The organism is Streptomyces sp. NBC_00259 (assembly GCF_036181745.1).
GTDB lineage: Bacteria > Actinomycetota > Actinomycetes > Streptomycetales > Streptomycetaceae > Streptomyces > Streptomyces pratisoli.
In genome coordinates, this window is record NZ_CP108080.1 from 5,641,986 (window position 1) to 5,666,263 (window position 24,278).

Sequence of the window (24,278 nt, forward strand, 5' to 3'; positions counted from 1 at the left end):
ATCGTCGTGTGTCAAGTGAATCGCGCCTGGCCGCAGACGAGTTCATTCGAAGGGGTGGCGAATGGTGGCGTTTCTGGAATCGCCATGGCGGGACCGGTGATCGTAGGATTACTTTCGGTACACGGACCCTGGATTTCTTCGCATCCGTGGGTATGCCGGAGGCAACTCGGTTTCCTGTTCGAAGGGTGCGATCCCCGTACGGAAAGCCGCAACTCGCGGCATTCTGCCGGTGATTCGAAAACCGGTCCGCGCGACCAGGCATCGCGGCAGGACTTCGTGGCAAGACATGTGCGCGGCAAGGCATGCAAGGACATCAGTGGATGGGGGCGTTCCCGTGAGCGGCAGCGGCGCAGACGGTACGAGCACCGGCAAGCGCCCGAACGAGCAGCTGGGCTCGTGGTTCGTGCGCAGCGGCTGGTCGAAGGGCGAGCTCGCACGTCAAGTGAACCGCCGGGCACGGCAGATCGGCGCCCACCACATCAGCACCGACACCTCGCGGGTCCGCAGATGGCTGGACGGCGAGCAGCCGCGAGAGCCGATCCCGCGCATCCTCTCCGAGCTGTTCTCCGAGCGGTTCGGCACCGTCGTCGCCATCGAGGACCTCGGACTCCGCACCGCCCACCAGTCACCCTCGGTGTCCGGAGTCGACCTCCCCTGGGCCGGCCCCCAGACGGTCGCGCTGCTCAGCGAGTTCTCCCGCAGCGACCTCATGCTCGCCCGCCGGGGCTTCCTCGGCACCTCGCTCGCGCTCTCCGCAGGGCCCGCCCTCATCGAGCCGATGCAGCGCTGGCTGGTGCCCTCGCCGCCGGCCGACCCAGGCCCCGGGGAATCGGCCGCGGTCAGCCGCCGCCCCTCCCGGCTCTCCAAGCCGGAGCTGGACCTCCTGGAATCCACCACCGCCATGTTCCGCCAGTGGGACGCCCAGTGCGGCGGCGGACTGCGCCGCAAAGCGGTCGTCGGCCAGCTCCACGAGGTGACCGACCTGCTCCAGGAGCCGCAGCTCGCGGCCACCTCCAAGCGGCTCTTCACCTGCGCCGCCGAACTGGCCGAACTGGCCGGCTGGATGAGCTACGACGTCGGTCTGCAGCCCACCGCGCAGAAGTACTTCGTCCTCGCCCTCCACGCCGCCAAGGAGGCCGGTGACAAGCCCCTGGGCTCGTACATCCTCTCCTCCATGAGCCGCCAGATGATCCACCTCGGCCGGCCCGACGACGCCCTGGAGCTCATCCACCTCGCGCAGTACGGCAGCCGTGACTGCGCCACCCCGCGCACCCAGTCCATGCTGTATGCGATGGAGGCCCGCGCCTACGCCAACATGGGCCAGCCCAGCAAGACCAAACGGGCCGTCCGCATGGCGGAGGACACCTTCGCCGACGCCCTCGAGGCCGACGAGCCCGAGCCCGACTGGATCCGCTTCTTCTCCGAGGCCGAGCTCAACGGGGAGAACGCCCACTCCTACCGCGACCTCGCCTACGTCGCGGGCCGCAGCCCCACCTACGCCTCGCTCGCCGAGCCCGTCATGGAGCGCGCCGTCGAGCTCTTCGGCAAGGACGACGAGCACCAGCGTTCGTACGCACTCAACCTGGTCGGCATGGCCACCGTGCATCTGCTCAAGCGCGAGCCGGAGCGGTCCACACAGCTCGCCGAGCAGGCGCTGGGCATCGCCAAGCGGGTCCGCTCCGAGCGGGTCAACACCCGGCTGCGCAAGACCGTCGACACGGCGGCCAGGGACTTCGGCGACGTCGCCGAGGTCGCCCACCTCACCGATCTGCTCACCGCACAGCTGCCCGAGACCGCGGAAGCGGTCTGAGCGGCCCGTCCCCCGGACCCCGGCGCGACGGTCACCCCGACAGCCCGACTCGGCCCCCCACGCCAGGTCAAACGGGTGACCGTCGCGCCGGACGCATGGCCCGCGGAGGGGCGGACGCACGGAACGCCGAGGGGCGAACGCACTGCCCGGGGAGGGTACGCGCGTGATCTTCCCGTGACCCTTCAGTTCATGGGCGCGTAACACGCCCGACCTCTTCGTCACTGCGGCGAAACATCGTGCGGCATCGTCGGAAACCGCGGCGCGCCAACCTCTGGCGCATAACCGGCCGACTCCACAGGCAGCCGTACCGGAGCCGGTCGAACAGGCTGCCGGCCGAACAGGCTCCCGCCCCGCACAGGCCGTACGACGACGAGGAGACGCCGATGCCCCCAGGCATCACGCTTGCCGCAGACGCCCCTGAGCTGTCTGCCGCCAACACCGGGTTCATGCTCATCTGCTCCGCACTGGTGATGCTCATGACGCCTGGGCTGGCCTTCTTCTACGGAGGCATGGTCCGCGTCAAGAGCACCCTCAACATGCTGATGATGAGCTTCATCAGCCTCGGGATCGTCACGATCCTCTGGGTCCTCTACGGCTTCAGCCTCGCCTTCGGCACCGACTCCGGCTCCCTCATCGGCTGGTCCTCCGACTACGTCGGACTCAGCGGCATCGGGATCACCCAGCTCTGGGACGGCTACACCATCCCGGTGTACGTCTTCGCCGTCTTCCAGCTGATGTTCGCCATCATCACGCCCGCGCTGATCAGCGGCGCCCTGGCGGACCGGGTCAAGTTCACCGCCTGGGCCCTGTTCATCACGCTGTGGGTCACCGTCGTCTACTTCCCGGTCGCGCACTGGGTCTGGGGCGCGGGCGGCTGGCTGTTCGAGATGGGCGTCATCGACTTCGCCGGTGGTACGGCCGTCCACATCAACGCCGGTGCCGCGGCACTCGGCGTGATCCTCGTCATCGGCAAGCGCGTCGGCTTCAAGAAGGACCCGATGCGGCCGCACAGCCTGCCGCTGGTGATGCTCGGCGCCGCTCTGCTGTGGTTCGGCTGGTTCGGCTTCAACGCCGGCTCGTGGCTCGGCAACGACGACGGCGTGGGCGCGGTCATGTTCGTCAACACCCAGGTCGCCACCGCCGCCGCGATGCTCGCCTGGCTCGGGTACGAGAAGATCCGCCACGGCTCCTTCACCACCCTCGGCGCCGCCTCCGGCGCGGTCGCGGGCCTCGTCGCCATCACCCCGTCCGGCGGCTCCTGCTCCCCGCTCGGCGCCATCGGCATCGGTGCCATCGCCGGTCTGCTGTGCGCCATGGCCGTCGGCCTCAAGTACAAGTTCGGCTACGACGACTCCCTCGACGTCGTCGGCGTCCACCTCGTCGGCGGTGTCGTCGGCTCCCTGCTCGTCGGCTTCTTCGCCACCGGCGGCGTCCAGTCCGACGTCAAGGGCCTCTTCTACGGCGGCGGACTCGACCAGCTCGGCAAGCAGGCCGTCGGTGTCTTCGCGGTTCTCGCCTACTCTCTGATCGTCTCCGCGATCCTCGCCTTCGCCCTCGACAAGACGATCGGCATGAGGGTCCCCGAGGACGACGAGATCTCCGGAATCGACCAGGTCGAGCACGCCGAGACCGCGTACGACTTCAGCGGAGCGGGCGGCGGCGCCGGCTCCCGCAAGACCGCCCCCGTACCCGCCGAGACCGCGCCGGCCGCACCGCAGAACAAGAAGGTGGACGCATGAAGCTCATCACCGCAGTCGTGAAGCCGCACCGGCTGGACGAGATCAAGGAGGCCCTGCAGGCCTTCGGAGTCCAGGGGCTCACGGTCACCGAGGCCAGCGGCTACGGACGGCAGCGCGGTCACACCGAGGTCTACCGGGGCGCGGAGTACACCGTCGACCTCGTCCCGAAGATCCGGATCGAGGTGCTGGCCGAGGACGGTGACGCCGAACAGCTCATCGACGTGGTGGTGAAGGCGGCCCGCACCGGCAAGATCGGAGACGGCAAGGTGTGGAGCGTGCCGGTCGACACCGCCGTACGGGTCCGGACCGGCGAACGCGGCCCGGACGCGCTGTAGACAGGAGTTGCTGGGTGACGAGCGTCGATCTGACCACGGAAACCGAAGACTCGGGACCCAGCGGGTATGCGGCGGCCCGGCTGCGCCTTCTCCAGGAGAAGGCGCAGTCCGGGCCGCCGCGCCGTGCCGCGCTGGCCCGGCTGACCGACGACTGGCTCTCCGCGCTCTTCACCGCCGCGGCGCAGAGCACCGGAGTGCGCGGCGCCGCCCTCGTCGCCGTCGGCGGATACGGCCGCGGCGAACTCTCCCCGCGCAGCGACCTCGACCTGCTCCTGCTGCACGACGGCAGCGCGGCCGCCGGGGCGCTGGCCGCGCTCGCCGACCGGATCTGGTACCCGATCTGGGACCTCGGGCTCGCGCTCGACCACTCCGTACGCACCTCCGCCGAGGCCCGGAAGGCCGCGGGCGACGACCTCAAGGTCCAGCTCGGGCTGCTCGACTCCCGCGCCGTCGCCGGAGACCTCGGGCTGCTCGCCGGGCTGCGCACCGCCGTCCTCGCCGACTGGCGGAACCAGGCGCCCAAGCGCCTGCCCGAACTCGACGAACTGTGCCGTGAACGCGCCGAACGCCAGGGCGAACTCCAGTACCTGCTGGAACCCGACCTCAAGGAGGCCCGCGGCGGGCTGCGCGACGCCACCGCCCTGCGCGCCGTCGCCGCGTCCTGGCTCGCCGACGCACCCCGCGAAGGCCTCGCCGAAGCCCGCCGCGTCCTCCTCGACACCCGTGACGCGCTGCATCTGACCACCGGGCGCGCCACCGACCGGCTCGCCCTCCAGGAGCAGGACCAGGTCGCCGCCGATCTCGGCCTGCTGGACGCCGACACGCTGCTGCGCCAGGTGTACGAGGCCGCACGGACGGTCTCGTACGCCTCCGACGTCACCTGGCGCGAAGTGAACCGCGTGCTCAGGTCCCGGTCCGCGCGGCCCCGGCTGCGCGCCATGTTCTCCGGCGGCCGGCGGCCGGAGCCCGAGCGCACCCCGCTCGCCGAAGGCGTCGTCGAGATGGACGGAGAAGCCGTCCTCGCCCGCAGCGCCAGGCCCGAGCGCGACCCGGTGCTGCCGCTGCGGGCGGCCGCCGCCGCGGCCCAGTCCGGACTGCCGCTGTCCCTGCACGCCGTACGGCACCTCGCCAGGGCCACCAAGCCGCTGCCCGTGCCCTGGCCCGCCGACGCCCGCGAGGAACTCGTCACGCTCCTCGGCGCCGGTGAACCCACGGTCGCGGTCTGGGAAGCCCTGGAGGCCGAGGGCCTCATCACCCGGCTGCTGCCCGACTGGGAACGGGTCCGCTGCCGGCCGCAGCGCAACCCCGTGCACACCTGGACCGTGGACCGTCACCTCGTCGAGGCCGCCGTGCGTGCGTCCGCCCTCACCCGCCGCGTCGGCCGCCCCGACCTGCTCCTGGTCGCGGCCCTCCTCCACGACATCGGCAAGGGCTGGCCCGGCGACCACTCCGTGGCCGGCGAGACCATCGCCCGCGACGTGGCCACCCGGATCGGCTTCGACAAGCACGACGTGTCGGTCATCGCCACCCTCGTACGCCACCATCTGCTGCTCGTCGAGACCGCCACCCGCCGCGATCTCGACGACCCCGCGACCGTGCGCTCGGTCGCGGACGTCGTGGGCTCGCCGAGCACCCTGGAGCTGCTGCACGCGCTCACCGAGGCCGACGCCCTCGCGACCGGGCCCGCCGCCTGGTCGGCCTGGCGCGGCTCGCTCGTCGCCGACCTGGTCAAACGGGTTGCCGCGGTGCTCGCGGGGGAGACCCCCGACGAGCCGGAGCCCGCCGCCCCCAGCGCGGAACAGGAACGGCTCGCCATCGAGGCGCTGCGCACCGACGGGCCCGTACTGGCCCTGCACGCCCAGACCGAGACCCCGCAGCCGGACGGCGAACCCGAACCCGTCGGCGTGGAACTCCTCATCGCCGTGCCCGACCAGCACGGTGTGCTGCCCGCGGTCGCCGGCGTCCTCGCCCTGCACCGGCTCACCGTGCGCGCCGCCGATCTGCGCGCCGTCGAGCTCCCCGGCGAGGTCGGCCCGGGCGCCGTGCTCGTACTGAACTGGCGGGTCGCGGCCGCCTACGGCTCGCTCCCGCAGGCCGCCCGGCTCCGCGCCGATCTCGTACGCGCCCTCGACGGCTCACTGGACATCCCGGCCAGGCTCGCCGAACGCGAAGCCGCCTATCCACGCAGGCGGGGGGTCACGGCCCCGCCTGCCCGGGTCACCGTCGCCCCGGCCGCGTCCCGGCTGGCCACGGTCATCGAGGTGCGGGCCCAGGACGTGCCGGGGCTGCTGCACCGCATCGGCCACGCCCTCGAATCGGCGGAGGTCCGGGTACGCAGCGCCCATGTGTCGACCCTCGGCGCCAACGCCGTCGATGCGTTCTACGTCACAGGGCCCGAAGGCGCCCCGCTGCCGGCCGGGGAGGCCGCGGGCGTCGCGCGGACGCTGGAGGCCGCACTGCGCGGGTGAAGGGCCCGGGGCGGGAGCGTGGACAGGGGGCAGACCCCATCCCACGCGGCCGGATACCCTTGGGACACATCTGTCCGCCCGCCCCCGAGACTGAGGATCCGCGACCGCCGTGTTCGACACCCTCTCCGACCGCCTTGCAGCGACATTCAAGAACCTCCGGGGCAAGGGCCGCCTGTCCGAGGCGGACATCGACGCCACGGCGCGCGAGATCCGTATCGCGCTGCTCGAGGCCGACGTGGCACTGCCCGTCGTGCGCGCCTTCATCAAGCAGATCAAGGAGCGCGCCCTCGGCTCCGAGGTGTCCCAGGCGCTGAACCCCGCCCAGCAGGTCATCAAGATCGTCAACGAGGAGCTCATCGGCATCCTCGGCGGCGAGACCCGCCGGCTGCGCTTCGCCAAGCAGCCGCCCACCGTGATCATGCTCGCGGGTCTCCAGGGCGCGGGCAAGACCACGCTCGCCGGAAAGCTCGGCCTCTGGCTCAAGAGCCAGGGCCACTCGCCGCTGCTCGTCGCCTGTGACCTCCAGCGCCCCAACGCGGTGAACCAGCTGGCCGTCGTCGCCGAGCGGGCCGGCGTCGCCGTCTTCGCACCCCAGCCGGGCAACGGCGTGGGCGACCCGGTCCAGGTCGCCAAGGAGTCGATCGACTACGCGAAGACGAAGGTCCACGACATCGTCGTCGTGGACACCGCCGGCCGCCTCGGTATCGACCAGGAGATGATGCAGCAGGCCGCGGACATCCGGGACGCGGTCAGCCCCGACGAGGTCCTCTTCGTCGTCGACGCCATGATCGGCCAGGACGCGGTCAACACCGCGGAGGCCTTCCGTGACGGCGTCGGCTTCGACGGTGTCGTGCTGTCCAAGCTGGACGGCGACGCCCGAGGCGGCGCCGCGCTCTCCATCGCGCACGTCACCGGCAAGCAGATCATGTTCGCCTCCAACGGCGAGAAGCTGGACGAGTTCGACGCGTTCCACCCGGACCGCATGGCGTCCCGCATCCTCGGCATGGGCGACATGCTCTCGCTCATCGAGAAGGCCGAGCAGACCTTCAGCCAGGCCGAGGCCGAGAAGATGGCGGCCAAGCTGGCGAAGGGCCCCAAGGAGTTCACGCTCGACGACTTCCTGGCGCAGATGGAGCAGGTCAGGAAGATGGGCTCCATCTCCAAGCTGCTCGGGATGCTGCCCGGAATGGGCCAGATCAAGGACCAGATCAACAACATCGACGAGCGCGACGTCGACCGCACCGCGGCGATCATCAAGTCGATGACGCCCGGTGAGCGCACCGACCCGACGATCATCAACGGCTCCCGCCGGGCCCGTATCGCCCGCGGTTCCGGTGTCGACGTCAGCGCCGTCAAGAACCTGGTCGAGCGGTTCTTCGAGGCCCGCAAGATGATGTCGCGGATGGCCCAGGGCGGCGGCATGCCGGGCATGCCCGGGATCCCCGGCATGGGCGGCGGCCCCGGCCGCCAGAAGAAGAAGCAGAAGCAGGCCAAGGGCAAGCAGCGCTCCGGCAATCCGATGAAGCGCAAGGCCGACGAGGAGGCCGCGGCCGCCCGCCGCGAACAGGCGGGCCAGGGCAACGCTTTCGGGCTCCCCGCCGGCGGCCAGGACGCTCAGGACTTCGAGCTGCCGGACGAGTTCAAGAAGTTCATGGGCTGACCGGCCCCGGACGATGTGCGAGCAGGGCCCCGCGGTCACCGACCGCGGGGCCCTCGCCCGTCCGGGGCGCTGCCCGGCCGATCGCGGTGGTCCTCCCTTGCTCCGTCCGTTCCCCTCCGGGTGGCAGGGCACCGGCATCTGTGCGGTCATGGGCAGAGATCACCGGAGCGGCACAGGGAGTGAGGGCGGACGTGGCCAATTCCGTACCCCCGCGTGATCGCACGGACCAGCCCTGGCGTTCCGAGGGAGCGCCCCCGCCCACGCCGCCGAAGCGGAAGATGCCGGGCGGCTGGCCCGGACTCGTCCTCGCCGCGATCCTGGTCTTCTGCATCGCCTTCGTGGCCCTGTCGTACTTCACGAACGGCGACGAGCGGACGATCTCGTACACCGAGTTCACCAAACAGGTCACCGCCGGGAACGTCACCAAGATCTACGCCAAGGGCGACACGATCGAGGGACAGCTGAAGAACGAGCAGCCGGTTCCCGACGGCAAGGGCGACTACACCAAGTTCACCACCCAGCGCCCGGCGTTCGCCGACGACGACCTCTGGCAGCAGCTGACCCGCAAGGGCGTCACCGTGACGGCCGAGCCGGTCGTCGTCCAGCGCAGCCTCCTCGCCAATCTGCTGCTCTCCCTCGCGCCGCTTCTGCTGCTCGTCCTCCTCTGGGTGTTCCTCGCCCGGCGGATGGGCGGGCGGCTGGGTGCCGGGCCGCTCGGCCGCAAGGCGCCGCCCAAGCCCGTCGAGGTGACCTCGGGCAAGCGCACCACCTTCGAGGACGTGGCGGGGATCGACGAGGTCGAGGGCGAGCTGAGCGATGTCGTCGACTTCCTCAAGAACCCCCAGGCCTACCGCGAGATGGGCGCCCGGATGCCTGGAGGCGTCCTGCTCTCCGGACCGCCCGGCACCGGGAAGACACTGCTCGCGCGCGCGGTGGCGGGCGAGGCCGGGGTGGCCTTCTTCTCCGCGTCCGCGTCCGAGTTCATCGAGATGATCGTGGGTGTCGGCGCCTCACGCGTACGGGAGCTCTTCGCCGAGGCCCGCAAGGTCGCCCCCGCCATCGTCTTCATCGACGAGATCGACACCATCGGCCGGATTCGCGGCGGCGGCGCGAGCATCGGCGGCCACGACGAACGCGAACAGACCCTCAACCAGATCCTCACCGAGATGGACGGCTTCACCGGCTCGGAAGGCGTCGTCGTGCTGGCCGCCACCAACCGGGCCGACGTCCTCGACCCCGCACTCACCCGGCCCGGCAGGTTCGACCGGATCGTGCAGGTCAGCCCGCCCGACCGCGGCGGCCGCGAGGCCATCCTCCGGATCCACACCCGGGACATCCCGCTCGCCGGGGGAGTCGACCTCGCCCAGGTGGCCCGTACGACACCGGGGATGACCGGTGCCGAACTGGCCAACCTCGCCAATGAGGCCGCGCTGCTCGCGGTCAAGCGCCGGCAGCGCGAGGTCACCCAGGGCGATCTGTCCGACGCGCTGGAGAAGGTCCAGCTCGGCGCCGAGCGGGCGCTCGTGATGCCCGAGGAGGAGCGTCGCAGGACCGCGTACCACGAGAGCGGCCACGCGCTGCTCGGGATGCTCCAGCCCGGCGCCGACCCCGTCCGCAAGGTCACGATCGTTCCCCGGGGCCGGGCGCTCGGCGTCACGCTCTCCACACCGGACTCCGACAAGTACGCGTACACCGAGGACTATCTGCGCGGCCGCATCATCGGGGCGCTCGGCGGAATGGCGGCCGAGCACGTCGTCTTCGGCATCGTCACCACCGGCTCGGAGAACGACCTCGAACAGGTCACCAGGCTGGTCAGGGGGATGGTCGGACGCTGGGGCATGAGCGAACGCGTGGGCCGGTTCACCGCGATCGGAGGTGACGGCCAGGAGCCCTACGGACTCACGGCCGCCCCGGCGACGCTGGACGCGGTGGACCACGAGATGCGCCGCATCGCCGACGAGTGCTACGAGAGCGCCTGCCGGCAACTGCGCGACAACCGCGACCGGCTGGACGCGCTGGCGCAGGCGCTGCTCGCGAGCGAGACGCTGGACGAGGAAGCGGCGTACCGCGCGGCGGGCATCGCCCGCCTCACGAAGAACCCCTCGGACGCGTGAGGCGACGGGCTGCCCGAAGGCGGGGGCGACGGGCTGCCCTAAGGCGGACGGACGCGCTGCCTGCGCCGCGTACCCGCGAGGCCTCCCGCGTACGGGCGATGTCTACGGAGTACGCGCGATCAGGTACCGGAAGACGTTCGGCATCCACACCGTCCCGTCGGCCCGCACATGCGGATGGAGCGCCTCCGTGACCTCCTTCTCCACCTGCGCCTGGTCCGTGGCCCGTACGGCCGCGTCGAACAGTCCGGTCGACAGCAGCCCCCGCACGGCGCTCTCCAGGTCCGCGTACCCGAAGGGGCACGCCACCCGCCCCGAGCCGTCCGGCTTCAGGCCCGCCCTGGTCGCCACGTCCTCCAGATCGTCCCGCAGAGTCGGCCGCCAGCCGCCGCCCGCCCGCAGCCGCTCGGTGAGCCGGCTCGCCACGCGCAGCACCGCCGAGGTGGCACACCGCTCCGGCGGGCCCCAGCCGGCGAGCACCACGGGGCTGCCGCGCTCGGCGAGCGGGGCCACCGCCCGCAGCGCGGGCACCAGACCTTCGGAGTCGCCGGCCGTACACCCGATCGGCTGAAAAACGGTGATCATGCTGAACCTGGAGCGCCCGGGGCCTGCCGCGTCCCCGGGCTCGCCCACCACCAGGCGCGCGATCTCCGGCGCGCCATCCCGCTCGCCCGACAGCTCGGGATCCGGGGTGAGCCGCTCGCGCGCCAGCGCGATCCTGGAGCGGTCCGTGTCGACGCCGGTGACGCGCGCCCCGCGCGCCGCGGCCATCAGCAGGGCGAGGCCGGAGCCGCAGCCGAGCCCCAGCACCCGAGAGCCCGCGCCGACCTCCAGGTGCTCGTACGCCGCCTCGTAGAGCGGCACCAGCATCCGTTCCTGGATCTCTGCCCAGTCACGGGCACGCGCCGCCGGATCCACCGGGGGCGCGGAAGCCGTGCGGGGGTGGTGCGGGACGAGCGTAGGAGTCATCGAAAAGCGCCCCAATCCGACGAGAGGTCAGCTGTGCCCTGAGTGACAGCCCCCGTGTACGTTCGCTCGCGCTCCCCCGTATGCCAGGGAACTGCGCATCCGTCCGTACGTCCAGGGGTCGCACCGCATTGCCTCGCATGCCCCGGTCGTGCGCCCCCGCGCCGATCGGTTCCGCATCCAGAGTGCAGCGGCCGTACGATTCCCGCCATGGCAAAGGCACCCGTCCTCACGCCGCAGGCGGAGGACTTCCCTCGCTGGTACCAGGACCTGATCAACAAGGCGGAGCTCGCCGACAACGGCCCGGTGCGCGGCACGATGGTGATCCGGCCGTACGGATACGGGCTCTGGGAGCGGATGCAGCAGGACCTGGACGCCCGGATCAAGGAGGCCGGGGCGTCCAACGCGTACTTCCCCCTCTTCATCCCGCAGTCGTACCTGACGAAGGAGGCGGAGCACGTCGAGGGCTTCGCCCCCGAACTCGCGGTCGTCACGCACGGCGGGGGCAAGGAGCTGGAGGAGCCGGTCGTCGTCCGCCCCACCTCGGAGACGATCATCAACGACTACTTCTCCAAGTGGGTGCAGAGCTACCGGGATCTGCCGCTGCTCATCAACCAGTGGGCGAACGTGGTCCGCTGGGAGATGCGGCCGAGGGTCTTCCTGCGCACGACCGAGTTCCTCTGGCAGGAGGGCCACACCGCCCACGCCACCTACGAGGAGGCCCGGGACTACGCAGCCCACATCCACCGGAACGTCTACGCACGCTTCATGACCGACGTCCTCGGCATCGACGTCGTGCTGGGCCGCAAGACCGCGAGGGAGCGCTTCGCCGGCGCCGTCAACACCCTGACGCTGGAAGCGATGATGGGCGACGGCAAGGCGCTCCAGATGGGCACGAGCCATGAGCTCGGCACGAACTTCTCCAAGGCCTTCAACACCACCTACCTGTCGAAGGACGGCAAGCAGGAACTGGTCTGGCAGACGTCCTGGGGCTCCTCCACGCGGATGATCGGCGGACTGATCATGTCGCACGGCGACGACAGCGGACTGCGCGTGCCACCCCGGCTGGCCCCCGTCCAGGCCGTCGTCCTCGCCATCAAGGGCGACGAGGCGGTGCTCGCGAAGGTCCGTGAGACCGGCGACCGGCTGAAGGCCGCGGGCATCCGGGTCCAGGTCGACGACCGCACGGACACCCCGTTCGGCCGCCGCGCCGTGGACTGGGAGCTCAAGGGAGTGCCGGTACGGATCGAGATCGGCCCGCGCGACCTGGAGAGCGGTACGGCGATGCTGGCCCGGCGCATCCCCGGAGGCAAGGAGCCCGTCGCGCTCGACGCGCTCGCCGGGCTGCTGCCCACGGTGCTGGAGGAGGACCAGGCGCTGCTGCTCCGCCAGTCGCGTGAACGCCGCGAGGCACGCACGGCCGAGGTGCGCACCGTCGAGGAGGCCGCCGAGGCCGCGGCCGCGGGAGGCTGGGCGCGGATCCCGTGGGCGGCACTGGGCACCGAGGGCGAGATCGCGCTCGCCGATCAGTCGGTGTCCGTACGGTGCCTGGTGGCGGAGGACGGGTCGGTGCCGGAGGGGGACGACGCCCCGGGTACGCTCGCGATCGTCGCGCGCGCCTACTGAGCGCGCTGAGCGCGCCCCCACCGTGCCATCCGCGCCTCCGGCGCACGGAAAGTGAGCACGCGCCCCTGGCTCATGCCTCCGGCACTGCCGCGTAGACGGCGTGGCTACGTACCACCTTGTTGTGAGCTGCGAGGCTTCTCCGCAGATCAGCGCACCCGCCCTCGTCAGGACGCATCAATGGCAACTGACGGGTACGTGCAAATTATTTGGGATGCCCCGGAATGGAACCCGCAGGGGGCCCGGCTCGTTATCACGACGTGAGCACGACACCACCTGTTCTCGCCGCAGAGCTGGCACAGGCGTGGGCCGACATTCAGCGGCACCACCCCGAGCTGCCCGATCTTGCCGCGCCAGAGTCACTGATCGGAGAGTCCTCGTCGGCCTGCGGGCACGAGCTCTCCTTCGAGCGACTGCTCCATGAGGCAGTCCACGGCATCGCCGCCGCCCGAGGAGTGCGGGACACCTCGCGCGCCGGCCGCTACCACAACCGCCGGTTCCTGGCGATCGCCGAGGAGATGGGCCTGGACCACCCGGAGGAGCCGCACCCGAGCAGCGGTTTCTCACTGGTCACGCTCACCCCCGAGGCGAAGCGGCGGTACCGCCCGACGATCGAGCGGCTGCAGCGCGCCCTCGCCGCGCACACGGTCGCCACCGCATCCGACACCAAGCGGACCTTCCGGGGCCCGGCCGCCAGGCACGGTTCGTCCGGCGGCGGCGTCCGGGTGAAGGCCGTCTGCGACTGCGGCAGGAACGTCCGGGTCGTTCCCTCCGTCCTCGCTCAGGCGCCGATCGTCTGCGGCGGCTGCGGGAAGCCCTTCCGCATCCCCGAGCCGGTGGCCGCGGCGAGCTGATCCGTCACCTTCCGAGGGCGGCGGGAGCGACCGGCCGGCCCCGGGCCCGGGGTCCCACGGCCTCGGGCCCGCCGGTCCGGATCCGTGTGGCACAATGTCTAGCTGTACTCGACAGTCGCATAGGACCCCTCTCTCCTCCGGCTGACGCGTCCATCGGGCCATCGGGTACCGCAACCCCACGCGGCATCTCGTTGTGCCCAACCACGTCAAATCCAGGAGAACCCACTCCCGTGGCAGTCAAGATCAAGCTGAAGCGTCTGGGCAAGATCCGTTCGCCTCACTACCGCATCGTCGTCGCCGACTCCCGTACCCGCCGTGACGGCCGGGCCATCGAGGAGATCGGTCTGTACCACCCGACGTACAACCCGTCGCGTATCGAGGTCGACTCGGAGCGTGCCCAGTACTGGCTGTCCGTCGGCGCCCAGCCGACCGAGCCGGTGCTCGCGATCCTCAAGCTCACCGGTGACTGGCAGAAGCACAAGGGCCTGCCCGCCCCGGAGAAGCCGCTGCTGGCCCCGGCGACGAAGGAAGACAAGCGTCGTTCCTTCGACGACTTCGCCAAGGCCATCGAGGGCGACGACGCCAAGGGTGACGCCATCACCCAGAAGTCGAAGAAGACCGAGAAGAAGGCGGACGAGGCCGAGGCCGCTCCCGCCGAGTCGACCGAGGCCTGAGCATGCTCGAGGAGGCTCTCGAGCACCTCGTGAAGGGCATCGTCGACAACCCCGAAGACGTGCAGGTGGCCTCCCGCAATCTGCGGCGCGGCCAGGTGCTCGAAGTTCGGGTGCACCCCGACGATCTCGGTAAGGTGATCGGCCGCAACGGCCGCACCGCTCGCGCCCTGCGCACCGTCGTGGGCGCCATCGGCGGCCGTGGTATCCGTGTCGACCTCGTCGACGTGGACCAGGTCCGCTGACTCGTTCGAAAACCGGCGTGGGCCGGGGAGGGCCTACCGGCCCGCCCCGGCCCGTCGTCGTATGACAGGAGCATCAAGCGTGCAGTTGGTAGTCGCACGGATCGGCCGAGCCCACGGCATCAAGGGCGAGGTCACCGTCGAGGTACGTACGGACGAGCCGGAGCTGAGGCTCGGCCCCGGAGCCGTGCTGGCCACCGAACCGGCCTCCGCCGGACCGCTGACCATCGAGACGGGGCGGGTGCACAGCGGCCGTCTGCTGCTGCGTTTCGAGGGCGTGAGGGACCGCAACGGTGCCGAGGCGCTGCGCAACACCCTGCTGATCGCCGAGGTCGACCCGGACGAGCGGCCGGACGAACCCGACGAGTTCTACGACCACCAGCTGATGGACCTGGACGTGGTGCTCGCCGACGGGACCGAGGTCGGCCGGATCATCGAGATCTCCCATCTGCCCTCGCAGGACCTCTTCATCGTCGAGCGCCCCGACGGCAGCGAGGTGATGATCCCGTTCGTCGAGGAGATCGTCACCGAGATCGATCTCGACGAGCAGAAGGCCGTCATCGACCCGCCGCCCGGACTCATCGACGACCGGGCGGAGATCGCGTCGTCGCGGGACGACGACGCCGGGGAAGGCGCCTGATGCGGCTCGACGTCGTCACGATCTTCCCCGAGTACCTGGAACCGCTGAACGTCTCGCTGGTCGGCAAGGCGCGGGCACGCGGACAGCTCGACGTCCATGTGCACGACCTGCGCCGGTGGACGTACGACCGGCACAGCACTGTCGACGACACCCCGTACGGCGGCGGCCCCGGCATGGTCATGAAGACCGAGCCCTGGGGCGACGCACTGGACGACACCCTCGCCGCCGGATACGAGTCGGGCGCGCACGCGCCCGCGCTCGTCGTGCCGACCCCCAGCGGCCGCCCGTTCACCCAGGAGCTCGCGGTCGAGCTGTCCGAGCGGCCCTGGCTGATCTTCACCCCTGCCCGCTACGAGGGCATCGACCGCCGGGTCATGGACGAGTACGCCACCCGGATACCGGTGTACGAGGTCTCCATCGGGGACTACGTGCTCGCCGGCGGCGAGGCGGCCGTCCTGGTCGTCACGGAGGCCGTGGCGCGGCTGCTGCCGGGCGTCCTCGGGAACGCCGAATCGCACCGCGACGACTCCTTCGCGCCCGGCGCCATGGCCAACCTCCTGGAGGGGCCCGTCTACACCAAGCCCCCGGTCTGGCGCGGCCACGGCATCCCCGACGTCCTGCTCAGCGGGCACCACGGCAGGATCGCGCGATGGCGGCGGGACGAGGCGTTCCGCCGCACGGTGCTGAACCGGCCCGACCTCATCGAGCGCTGCGACCCGTCGGCGTTCGACAAGAAGGACCGGGAGATCCTCTCCATCCTGGGCTGGGCACCCTCGCCCGACGGCCGATTTTGGCGCAGGCCGGAGGCCGTGGAAGAATAGGCCGCTGCCGTACGTCCGGCGTGCGCCCCTGCCACAGGGGGACACGACGCCCGCTCCGACGCCGCGGCTCCCATCTCATCTCCAGATACCGCTGATGACCTGTGGCATCGGTGAAGAAAGCAGACGAACATGTCGCACGTGCTCGATGTGGTCAACTCCGCCTCGCTGCGGACCGACCTCCCCGCCTTCCGTCCCGGTGACACCGTGAACGTCCACGTTCGCGTCATCGAGGGCAACCGCTCCCGTATCCAGCAGTTCAAGGGTGTCGTCATCCGCCGCCAGGGCTCTGGCGTCAGCGAGACCTTCACCGTCCGCAAGGTCTCCTTCTCCGTCGGCGTCGAGCGCACCTTCCCGGTGCACAGCCCGATCTTCGAGAAGATCGAGCTCGTCACGCGCGGTGACGTCCGTCGCGCCAAGCTCTACTACCTGCGTGAGCTGCGCGGCAAGGCTGCGAAGATCAAGGAGAAGCGCGAGAACTGAGCTCCGGCTCACACCCGCGCCCTGCTGCGGCCTCATACGGTTCTTACGGCGGCCGGATAGCATCTGGCCCCAATGGACACCGAAGCACAGCACACGGAGCGCGACCGCTCTTCCGCATCCGAGACCGAACGGTCCGGGGTCGAAGAGCGGTCGCGCTCCGTGCGCGTATCCCGGTGGCTCTCCTGGCTCTCCTGGCTTTCCTGGCGGCGGACCGGTCTGCTCGGCGGCGTCTGCGCCGTGTTCCTGCTGCTGCTCAGCCACTTCGTGGTGCAGCCGTTCCTGATCCCCAGCACCTCCATGGAGCCTGCCCTGGAGGTCGGTGACCGGGTGCTGGTGAACAAGCTGGCGTACCGCTTCGGTTCCGAGCCCCGGCGCGGGGACGTGGTCGTGTTCGACGGCACCGGATCCTTCGTGCAGGAGGGTGTGCGGGAGAATCCGGTCAGTGCACTGACGAGGGAGGCGTTCGCCTCCGTCGGCCTCGCGGAACCGTCCGAGACCGATTTCGTCAAACGTGTGGTGGGGGTGGGCGGCGACCGCGTGGTCTGCTGCGACAAGAGGGGGAGACTCGAGGTGAACGGCGTACCGGTCGACGAGCGCTATCTGTACGCCGGTGATGCCCCGTCCCAGGTCCGCTTCGACATCGTCGTACCCCAGGGCACCCTGTGGGTCATGGGTGACCACCGCAGCAAGTCCCGTGACTCCCGCGACCACTTGGGCGAGCCGGGAGGCGGAATGGTGCCCCTGGACAACGTGATCGGCCGCGCCGACTGGATCGGCTGGCCGGCCGGCCGCTGGTCCGTGCTGCGCCCGACCGGCGCCTTCGACCGTGTGGCCGCACCGGACGGCGCCCATGGGTAACCGCGGACGCCGTGCGAGCCACCGCTCCGACACCCGGCTGCCGACCGGCACCCGTCCGACGAACGGCGGCCGGACGCTCCCGGGTCGTGCGGAGCGGCGCAAGCTCGCGAAGAAGGTGAAACGCCGGCGTCAGCGGTCCGCCGTCAAGGAGATCCCGCTCCTCATCACCGTGGCGCTGCTGATCGCGCTGGTCCTCAAGACCTTCCTCGTCCAGGCGTTCGTGATCCCCTCCGGCTCGATGGAACAGACGATCCGGATCGACGACCGGGTGCTGGTGGACAAGCTGACGCCGTGGTTCGGCTCCCAGCCGGAGCGCGGAGACGTGGTCGTCTTCAAGGACCCCGGCGGCTGGCTCCAGGAGGAACAGGCCCCCCAGCAGGACGATCCGGTCGTCGTCAAGCAGGTCAAGGAGGCGCTGACCTTCATCGGTCTGCTCCCGTCCGACGACGAGCAGGACCTGATCAAGCGGGTCGTCGCGGTCGGCGGGGACACCGTCAAGTGCTGCGACCAGGACGGCCGGGTCACGGTCAACGGCGTACCGCTGAACGAGCCCTATCTCCACCCCGGCAACGCCCCCTCGACCCTGAGGTTCGAGGTACGGGTCGCGGCCGGACGCATCTTCGTGATGGGCGACCACCGCTCCAACTCGGCCGACTCGCGGGCTCATCTGGACGAGGAGTACGACGGCACGGTGTCCATGGACGAGGTCGTGGGGCGGGCCGTGGTGATCGCCTGGCCGCTCGGCCACTGGCGCGGGCTGGAGGAGCGCGAGACGTACGCGTCGGTGCCCGATACCCGTGGTGGTGCGACCGTCGCGCACGGCCCGTCGCATAGTGTGTCCAGTCAGGATCCGAACGGAATGATCCAGCTCCCGGGCTCTGCGGAACTCCCGCTCGCCCTGGGGGCGGTGGGCCTGCATCGTCTCCGGCACGGGGCGCGGCACGGAGCGAGGAGTGAATGTGGGGGACGTGGCGGTCGACGCGCGATCCGGACACGAAGAACCCGAAGACACTGATCCGGACGGGGCCCGCCCGCAGGGGGGTGGTGCCCGGGGGCACCGCTCCTTCTGGAAGGAGTTGCCGCTGCTGATCGGCATCGCGTTGGTGCTGGCGTTGTTGATCAAGACGTTTCTGGTGCAGGCGTTCTCGATTCCGTCGGATTCGATGCAGGACACGTTGCAGCGTGGTGACCGGGTGTTGGTGGACAAGTTGACGCCGTGGTTCGGTGGGGAGCCGGAGCGTGGTGAGGTGGTGGTGTTCCATGATCCGGGTGGCTGGCTGGACGGGGAGCCGACTCCTGAGCCGAATGTGGTGCAGAAGTTCCTGAGCTTCATCGGTCTGATGCCGTCGTCCGAGGAGAAGGATCTGATCAAGCGGACGATCGCGGTCGGTGGTGACACGGTGGAGTGCCGTAAGGGTGGTCCGGTGAGGGTCAATGGGACGGCGTTGGACGAGCCGTACATCTATCCCGGTGACACTCCCTGCGACGACATGCCCTTCGGACCGTTCAAGGTGCCGGACGGCAAGATCTGGGTGATGGGCGACCACCGCCAGAACTCGCAGGATTCGCGCTACAACCAGCAGCTGGCACACGACGGTTTCGTGCCGGTCGACGATGTCGTGGGGCGGGCCGTGGTGGTGGCCTGGCCGGTCGACCGCTGGGCGACGCTGCCGGTTGCGGACACCTTCGAGCAGCCTGGTCTGGGGGCCGCGGCGGCCGTGGCGCCCGGTGCGATCGGCCTCGCCGGGGCGGTGCCGATCGTGCTCTGGCGCAGGCGGAGGCCGGGAGGCCCTGGATCCCGCCCGTAAAGGCGACTGACGGTCGGTCACGAGCTGTTGCTCCATCAAAGCCGCCATCGGCTGAGCCCGGCTCGCGGCTCGGCTCGCGGCTCGGCTCGCGGCCCGGCCGGCCCGGAGGCGGCCCGGTCGCTCGGGCCATCCGGTATGCGCGATGATGGATTCGGTGCCGCTCGCCGGTACCGGAAGGCACTTGAACCGCCCCTCGGTCCACTCGGCGAGCACGCCGACCGAACCGGGGGGCGTTCGTCGGTGACGGGCGGGCCGGAGCGTCGGCGCCCGTCGGCGGGAAGGCGATCGGAGAACGGCAGTAGCCCTGCGGAACTCCCGCTCGTTGTTCGGTAGTGGGCCCGTGATTGGCGGGGCCCAGAGGGCAGGCGTTGACGCTGAGTGAGGAGCGGATGTGAGCGACGTGGCCGTCGGTGCACGATCTGGACATGGAGAGCCCGAGCAGAGGCCCGAGCAGTCCGCCGAATCTGCCTCCAGCACTGCGGGCGAGAGACAGGATCCGGAAGCGCCCGAGAGCGCGCACGCCGCGGACGGGGGCGACAGGACGGCGAGGAAGCCGCGCTCCTTCTGGAAGGAGTTGCCGCTGCTGATCGGCATCGCGTTGGTGCTGGCGTTGTTGATCAAGACGTTTCTGGTGCAGGCGTTTTCGATTCCGTCGGATTCGATGCAGGACACGTTGCAGCGTGGTGACCGGGTGTTGGTGGACAAGTTGACGCCGTGGTTCGGTGGGGAGCCGGAGCGTGGTGAGGTGGTGGTGTTCCATGATCCGGGTGGCTGGCTGGACGGGGAGCCGACTCCTGAGCCGAATGTGGTGCAGAAGTTCCTGAGCTTCATCGGTCTGATGCCGTCGTCCGAGGAGAAGGATCTGATCAAGCGGACGATCGCGGTCGGTGGTGACACGGTGGAGTGCCGTAAGGGTGGTCCGGTGAGGGTCAATGGGACGGCGTTGGACGAGCCGTACATCTATCCCGGTGACACTCCCTGCGACGACATGCCCTTCGGACCGTTCAAGGTGCCGGACGGCAAGATCTGGGTGATGGGCGACCACCGCCAGAACTCCCGGGACTCCCGCTATCACACCGAGGACGCGAACAAGGGCTTCGTGCCGGTCGACGATGTCGTGGGGCGGGCCGTGGTGGTGGCCTGGCCGGTCGACCGCTGGGCGACGCTGCCGGTTCCGGACACCTATGACCAGCCTGGTCTGGGGGCCGCGGCGGCCGTGGCGCCCGGTGCGATCGGCCTCGCCGGGGCGGTGCCGTTCGTGCTCTGGCGCAGGCGGAGGCTGACGAGCGACCGTACCGCCGGGTAGGGTGCCGCTCGGATCAGCGATCGTCGGTCTCCGAGGTGGGGAGCGCTGGGATGAGCGGAACAGGACGTACGGAAAGCGGCCACGGCCGGCGCGGCAGCGTGCTGTCGGGGCTGGCCGTGGCTGTGGGCTGTGTGCTCTTCCTCGGTGGGTTCGTCTGGGGGGCACTGATCTACCAGCCGTACACGGTGCCCACCGACTCGATGTCCCCGACCGTGAAGCCCGGCGACCGGGTGCTGGCACAGCGGATCGACGGTTCCGAGGTGCGGCGCGGTGATGTCGTCGTCTTCACCGACAAGGTGTGGGGCGACGCCCCGATGGTGAAGCGGGTGGTCGGCGTCGGCGGCGACAAGATCGCGTGCTGCGATGCCGGCGGCCGGATGAGCGTCGACGGACAAGCGGTCGAAGAACCGTATCTGCGGGGCGAGGGGCCGGCCTCGCCGACCGGATTCACCGTCACCGTGCCCAAGGGGCACCTCTTCCTCCTCGGCGACGAGCGCATGGGCTCCCTGGACTCCCGTTCGCATCTGCAGGACACGGCGCAGGGCTCCGTGCCGCGTGAGGCCGTCAGCGCCCGGCTGGACGCCGTCGCCTGGCCGATGGAGGGGCTGGTGGAGCGACCGCGGAGCTTCGCGGAGCTGCCCGGCGGGATCTCGCAGCCAGGGCCCATCCGGCTGGTGATCGGGGCCGTGGTGATCGGCGCCGTGCTGATCCTGGGCGGCGCTGCGTACGGGCCGCTCGCGCGGGCGCTCGGCCGCGGGAAGAAGCCCGCCGCCCGCAGCAGGGTCACCGCGGGTGTCTGAGGAGCAGCGGGAGGGCCCTGCCTCCCGTGACGCCAGGGGTGAGCCCGGGCGGGAGCTGCGCCGGGTCGCCCGGGTGGTGCTCCTCGATCCCCGGGACCGCATTCTTCTGCTGCACGGCTTCGAGCCGGACGATCCGGCCGACGACTGGTGGTTCACGCCCGGTGGCGGGGTCGAGGGCGCGGAGACCCGCGCGGAGGCCGCGCTGCGCGAGGTGGCCGAGGAGACGGGAATCACAGACGTCGAGCTGGGGCCGGTGATCTGGCAGCGCGAGTGCTCGTTCCCGTTCGACGGGCGGCGCTGGGACCAGGACGAGTGGTACTACCTGGCACGTACCCGGCAGACGGCCACGAGCCTCACCGGCCTGACGTGGCTGGAGCGGCGCAGCGTAGCGGGCCTGAGGTGGTGGACCTCCGCCGAACTGTCGGCGGCGCGTGAGACGGTGTACCCGACCAGACTCGCCGAGCTGCTGCGCACGCTGCTCGTCGAGGGTCCTCCGAGTGCACCGGTGGTTCTGGCCCGGGAAATCGTCTAGGGACGTACGGGGCTGGCGCACAATAGGGGGACGCACGGCTGAAGGGGAACATGCCATGAGCGCCGAGGACCTCGAGAAGTACGAGACCGAGATGGAGCTGAAGCTCTACCGGGAGTACCGCGACGTCGTCGGTCTGTTCAAATACGTGATCGAGACCGAGCGTCGTTTCTATCTCACCAACGACTACGAGATGCAGGTGCACTCGGTGCAGGGTGAGGTCTTCTTCGAGGTCTCGATGGCGGATGCCTGGGTCTGGGACATGTACAGGCCGGCCAGGTTCGTCAAGCAGGTCCGGGTGCTCACGTTCAAGGACGTGAACATCGAGGAGCTGAACAAGAGCGACCTGGAGCTTCCGGGAGGCTGAGCCTTCGCACTCCCGCCGGGTGACGCGGGTGAGGGCTGAGCGGTGTGTGGAGGCTGAGCCGTCTCGCTCGTGTGGGTGACGGAGTTATCCACAATCGGTCGGTTGTCCACCAAGATCCATTCGCTCGGTCCGCGCGCGGCACAGTCGGTGCCGGAGGTGGTGCCGAGATGAACGCGACGGGGGCACTGGGGCGGTACGGCGAGGAGCTGGCGGCCCGCCGGCTCGCCGAAGCCGGAATGGCCGTTCTGGCACGGAACTGGCGGTGCGGGCGGACCGGCGAGATCGACATCGTCGCCCGGGACGGCGAGACGATGGTCGTCTGCGAGGTCAAGACCCGCAGAGGCGGGCCAGGAGGGCGGGAGCCCTTCGAGCACTCGATGGCAGCGATCACACCCGCCAAGGCGGACCGGCTCAGACAGCTGGCGGCCTGCTGGCTGGAGCGGTACGGCGGACCACCACCCCCGGGCGGCGTGCGGATCGATCTGATCGGGGTGGTCCTGCCCCGGCGCGGCGCGCCCCAGGTCGAGCATGCGCAGGGGGTGGCCTGATGGGATTCGCGCGTACGTGCTCGGTGGCGCTCGTGGGCGTCGAGGGCGTCGTCGTCGAGGTCCAGGCCGACCTGGAGCCGGGGGTGGCGGCCTTCACCCTGGTCGGACTGCCCGACAAGAGCCTGGTGGAGAGCCGGGACCGGGTCAGGGCGGCCGTCGTCAACTCGGACGCGGAATGGCCGCAGAAGAAGCTCACGGTCGGCCTCAGCCCCGCCTCCGTGCCCAAGAGCGGCAGCGGCTTCGATCTCGCCGTCGCCTGCGCGGTGCTGGGAGCGGCGGAGCGTATCGACCCGAGGGCGATCGCCGATCTGGTGCTCGTCGGCGAGCTCGGTCTCGACGGCAGGGTGCGGCCCGTGCGCGGGGTGCTTCCCGCGGTCCTCGCCGCGGCCGAGGCCGGCTACGAGCAGGTGGTCGTTCCGGAGCGGACCGCCGGCGAGGCCTCGCTCGTGCCCGGCGTCTCGGTCCTCGGGGTGCGGAGCCTGCGCCAGCTCATCGCCGTGCTCAATGACGAGCCCGTGCCCGAGGAGGAGCCCGACGGCGCGGGCCGGCCGGACGCCATGCTGGCCGGACTGATGGTGCCCGGCGCCGGGGTCGGCACGGGGCTCGCCGCCGGAGCGGGTCGCGGCGAGGGGCCCTGGCCCGACCTCGCGGACGTGGCCGGGCAGTATGTCGCGCGCACCGCTCTGGAGGTCGCGGCGGCCGGGAGCCACCACCTGCTGCTCCAGGGACCGCCGGGCGCCGGCAAGACCATGCTGGCGGAGCGGCTGCCGGCCGTGCTGCCGCCGCTGACCCGGCAGGAGTCCCTGGAGGTCACCGCCGTCCATTCGGTCGCGGGCATCCTGCCGCCCGGCGAGCCCCTGGTGCGTACGCCGCCGTACTGCGCCCCGCACCATTCGGCGACGATGCAGTCCCTCGTCGGCGGCGGCCAGGGTCTGGCGAGACCCGGAGCGGTGTCCCTGGCGCACCGCGGTGTCCTGTTCCTCGACGAGGCCCCCGAGTTCTCCGGCAAGGCGCTCGACGCGCTCCGCCAGCCGCTCGAATCCGGGCATGTGGTCGTCGCGCGCAGCGCGGGAGTGGTCCGGCTGCCCGCCCGCTTCCTCATGGTGCTGGCGGCCAACCCCTGCCCCTGTGGCCGGCACACCCTGCACGGCTCCGGATGCGACTGCCCCGCCTCGCTGATCCGGCGCTACCAGGCCCGGCTGTCCGGACCCCTGCTCGACCGGGTCGACCTGCGCGTCCAGGTGGAGCCGGTCAACCGGGCAGACCTGATGGGACAGGGCGCACGAGGGGAAACCTCCGCGGCCGTCGCCGCCCGGGTCGGCGAGGCGAGAGCCAGAGCGGCCGACCGGCTCGACGGCACACCGTGGAGCGTCAACAGCGAGGTGCCCGGGCACGAGCTGCGTACCCGCTGGCAGGTGGCCCCGGGCGCGCTCGCCGCGGCCGAGCGGGACATGGAGCGGGGGCTGCTCACCGCCCGTGGCCTGGACCGCGTGCTCCGCGTGGCCTGGACGATCGCCGACCTCGCGGGCCGCGCCCGGCCCACCGCCCAGGACGTGGACCTGGCCCTGGAACTGCGCACGGGCATCGCCAGGGGCGTCCCGGTGGGCATCGGAGCCGAGCGGTGAGCGGGAGCGCGTGGCCG

The 24,278-nt window shown here is 70.8% G+C and carries 23 protein-coding genes; 22 read left to right on the plus strand and 1 reads right to left on the minus strand.

The genetic code is table 11. From position 1 onward, the window contains the following. The first annotated feature begins 334 nt into the window (after positions 1–334). The 6 genes from nsdA (at position 335) to ftsH (ending at position 10,126) form a co-directional block, all read left to right on the plus strand. Positions 335–1,810, plus strand: a complete 1,476-nt coding sequence (gene nsdA, locus OG766_RS25660) for a transcriptional repressor NsdA (protein WP_328726283.1) — start codon at positions 335–337, stop codon at positions 1,808–1,810. 383 nt (positions 1,811–2,193) lie between these two features. Beyond that, positions 2,194–3,549 carry an ammonium transporter gene (locus OG766_RS25665; protein WP_266383815.1) on the plus strand — a complete coding sequence of 452 codons (1,356 nt, stop codon included), beginning with the start codon at positions 2,194–2,196 and terminating at the stop codon, positions 3,547–3,549. Continuing rightward, positions 3,546–3,884, plus strand: coding sequence for a P-II family nitrogen regulator (locus OG766_RS25670; protein ID WP_266383816.1), 339 nt, complete (start codon positions 3,546–3,548; stop codon positions 3,882–3,884). Before OG766_RS25665 ends, OG766_RS25670 begins: the two co-directional genes overlap by 4 nt. Before the next feature lie 14 nt (positions 3,885–3,898). Beyond that, positions 3,899–6,352 (plus strand): [protein-PII] uridylyltransferase, encoded by a 2,454-nt coding sequence (locus OG766_RS25675; RefSeq protein ID WP_328726284.1) that lies wholly within the window; start codon positions 3,899–3,901, stop codon positions 6,350–6,352. A gap of 109 nt (positions 6,353–6,461) precedes the next feature. After that, positions 6,462–8,012: a signal recognition particle protein gene (ffh, locus tag OG766_RS25680; RefSeq protein WP_328726285.1), complete on the plus strand. Its 1,551-nt coding sequence runs from the start codon at positions 6,462–6,464 to the stop codon at positions 8,010–8,012. Positions 8,013–8,203: 191 nt separating this feature from the next. Further along, on the plus strand, positions 8,204–10,126 hold the full coding sequence (gene ftsH / locus OG766_RS25685; RefSeq protein WP_328726286.1) for an ATP-dependent zinc metalloprotease FtsH: 1,923 nt from the start codon (positions 8,204–8,206) through the stop codon (positions 10,124–10,126). A gap of 102 nt (positions 10,127–10,228) precedes the next feature. Here the strand turns inward: ftsH and OG766_RS25690 are convergent, their stop codons facing one another. Then, a complete protein-coding gene (locus OG766_RS25690; protein ID WP_266383827.1) occupies positions 10,229–11,092 on the minus strand; it encodes a methyltransferase domain-containing protein in 864 nt (287 codons plus the stop codon). Positions 11,093–11,299: 207 nt separating this feature from the next. On the opposite strand from OG766_RS25690, the gene proS reads away from it, so the two are divergent. From proS to OG766_RS25770, 16 genes are all read left to right on the plus strand, one after another. Continuing rightward, entirely contained in the window at positions 11,300–12,715 is a 1,416-nt protein-coding gene (proS, locus tag OG766_RS25695) for a proline--tRNA ligase (RefSeq protein ID WP_328726287.1), read from the plus strand. A gap of 221 nt (positions 12,716–12,936) precedes the next feature. Then, on the plus strand, positions 12,937–13,566 hold the full coding sequence (locus OG766_RS25700; RefSeq protein WP_266383833.1) for a hypothetical protein: 630 nt from the start codon (positions 12,937–12,939) through the stop codon (positions 13,564–13,566). Positions 13,567–13,796: 230 nt separating this feature from the next. Next, on the plus strand, positions 13,797–14,240 hold the full coding sequence (rpsP, locus tag OG766_RS25705; protein WP_266383836.1) for a 30S ribosomal protein S16: 444 nt from the start codon (positions 13,797–13,799) through the stop codon (positions 14,238–14,240). A gap of 2 nt (positions 14,241–14,242) precedes the next feature. Further along, positions 14,243–14,482, plus strand: a complete 240-nt coding sequence (locus tag OG766_RS25710; protein ID WP_266383839.1) for an RNA-binding protein — start codon at positions 14,243–14,245, stop codon at positions 14,480–14,482. A 79-nt stretch (positions 14,483–14,561) separates the two neighbouring features. Next, positions 14,562–15,119, plus strand: a complete 558-nt coding sequence (gene rimM, locus OG766_RS25715; RefSeq protein ID WP_266383842.1) for a ribosome maturation factor RimM — start codon at positions 14,562–14,564, stop codon at positions 15,117–15,119. Then, positions 15,119–15,940: a tRNA (guanosine(37)-N1)-methyltransferase TrmD gene (trmD, locus tag OG766_RS25720; protein ID WP_266383845.1), complete on the plus strand. Its 822-nt coding sequence runs from the start codon at positions 15,119–15,121 to the stop codon at positions 15,938–15,940. Before rimM ends, trmD begins: the two co-directional genes overlap by 1 nt. A gap of 129 nt (positions 15,941–16,069) precedes the next feature. Next, the gene (gene rplS, locus OG766_RS25725; protein ID WP_266383848.1) at positions 16,070–16,420 is read left to right on the plus strand and encodes a 50S ribosomal protein L19; all 351 of its coding nucleotides are present in this window, start codon (positions 16,070–16,072) and stop codon (positions 16,418–16,420) included. Positions 16,421–16,492: 72 nt separating this feature from the next. Then, positions 16,493–17,278, plus strand: a complete 786-nt coding sequence (gene lepB / locus OG766_RS25730) for a signal peptidase I (RefSeq protein ID WP_266383851.1) — start codon at positions 16,493–16,495, stop codon at positions 17,276–17,278. Next, complete coding sequence (gene lepB / locus OG766_RS25735; protein WP_266383853.1) at positions 17,271–18,293, plus strand: signal peptidase I; 1,023 nt, start codon at positions 17,271–17,273, stop codon at positions 18,291–18,293. The genes lepB (OG766_RS25730) and lepB (OG766_RS25735) overlap by 8 nt, the downstream gene beginning before the upstream one ends. Continuing rightward, complete coding sequence (lepB, locus tag OG766_RS25740) at positions 18,247–19,086, plus strand: signal peptidase I (RefSeq protein ID WP_328726288.1); 840 nt, start codon at positions 18,247–18,249, stop codon at positions 19,084–19,086. Before lepB (OG766_RS25735) ends, lepB (OG766_RS25740) begins: the two co-directional genes overlap by 47 nt. A gap of 391 nt (positions 19,087–19,477) precedes the next feature. After that, the gene (gene lepB, locus OG766_RS25745; protein WP_443045536.1) at positions 19,478–20,392 is read left to right on the plus strand and encodes a signal peptidase I; all 915 of its coding nucleotides are present in this window, start codon (positions 19,478–19,480) and stop codon (positions 20,390–20,392) included. A gap of 50 nt (positions 20,393–20,442) precedes the next feature. Beyond that, complete coding sequence (lepB, locus tag OG766_RS25750; RefSeq protein WP_266383859.1) at positions 20,443–21,192, plus strand: signal peptidase I; 750 nt, start codon at positions 20,443–20,445, stop codon at positions 21,190–21,192. Next, a complete protein-coding gene (locus tag OG766_RS25755) occupies positions 21,185–21,724 on the plus strand; it encodes an NUDIX hydrolase (RefSeq protein ID WP_443045537.1) in 540 nt (179 codons plus the stop codon). The genes lepB (OG766_RS25750) and OG766_RS25755 overlap by 8 nt, the downstream gene beginning before the upstream one ends. Positions 21,725–21,779: 55 nt before the next feature. Further along, positions 21,780–22,088: a DUF2469 domain-containing protein gene (locus OG766_RS25760; RefSeq protein WP_003965949.1), complete on the plus strand. Its 309-nt coding sequence runs from the start codon at positions 21,780–21,782 to the stop codon at positions 22,086–22,088. A 167-nt stretch (positions 22,089–22,255) separates the two neighbouring features. After that, entirely contained in the window at positions 22,256–22,636 is a 381-nt protein-coding gene (locus OG766_RS25765) for a YraN family protein (protein ID WP_328726289.1), read from the plus strand. Beyond that, the gene (locus tag OG766_RS25770; protein ID WP_328726290.1) at positions 22,636–24,261 is read left to right on the plus strand and encodes a YifB family Mg chelatase-like AAA ATPase; all 1,626 of its coding nucleotides are present in this window, start codon (positions 22,636–22,638) and stop codon (positions 24,259–24,261) included. The genes OG766_RS25765 and OG766_RS25770 overlap by 1 nt, the downstream gene beginning before the upstream one ends. The last annotated feature ends 17 nt before the right edge of the window (positions 24,262–24,278 follow it).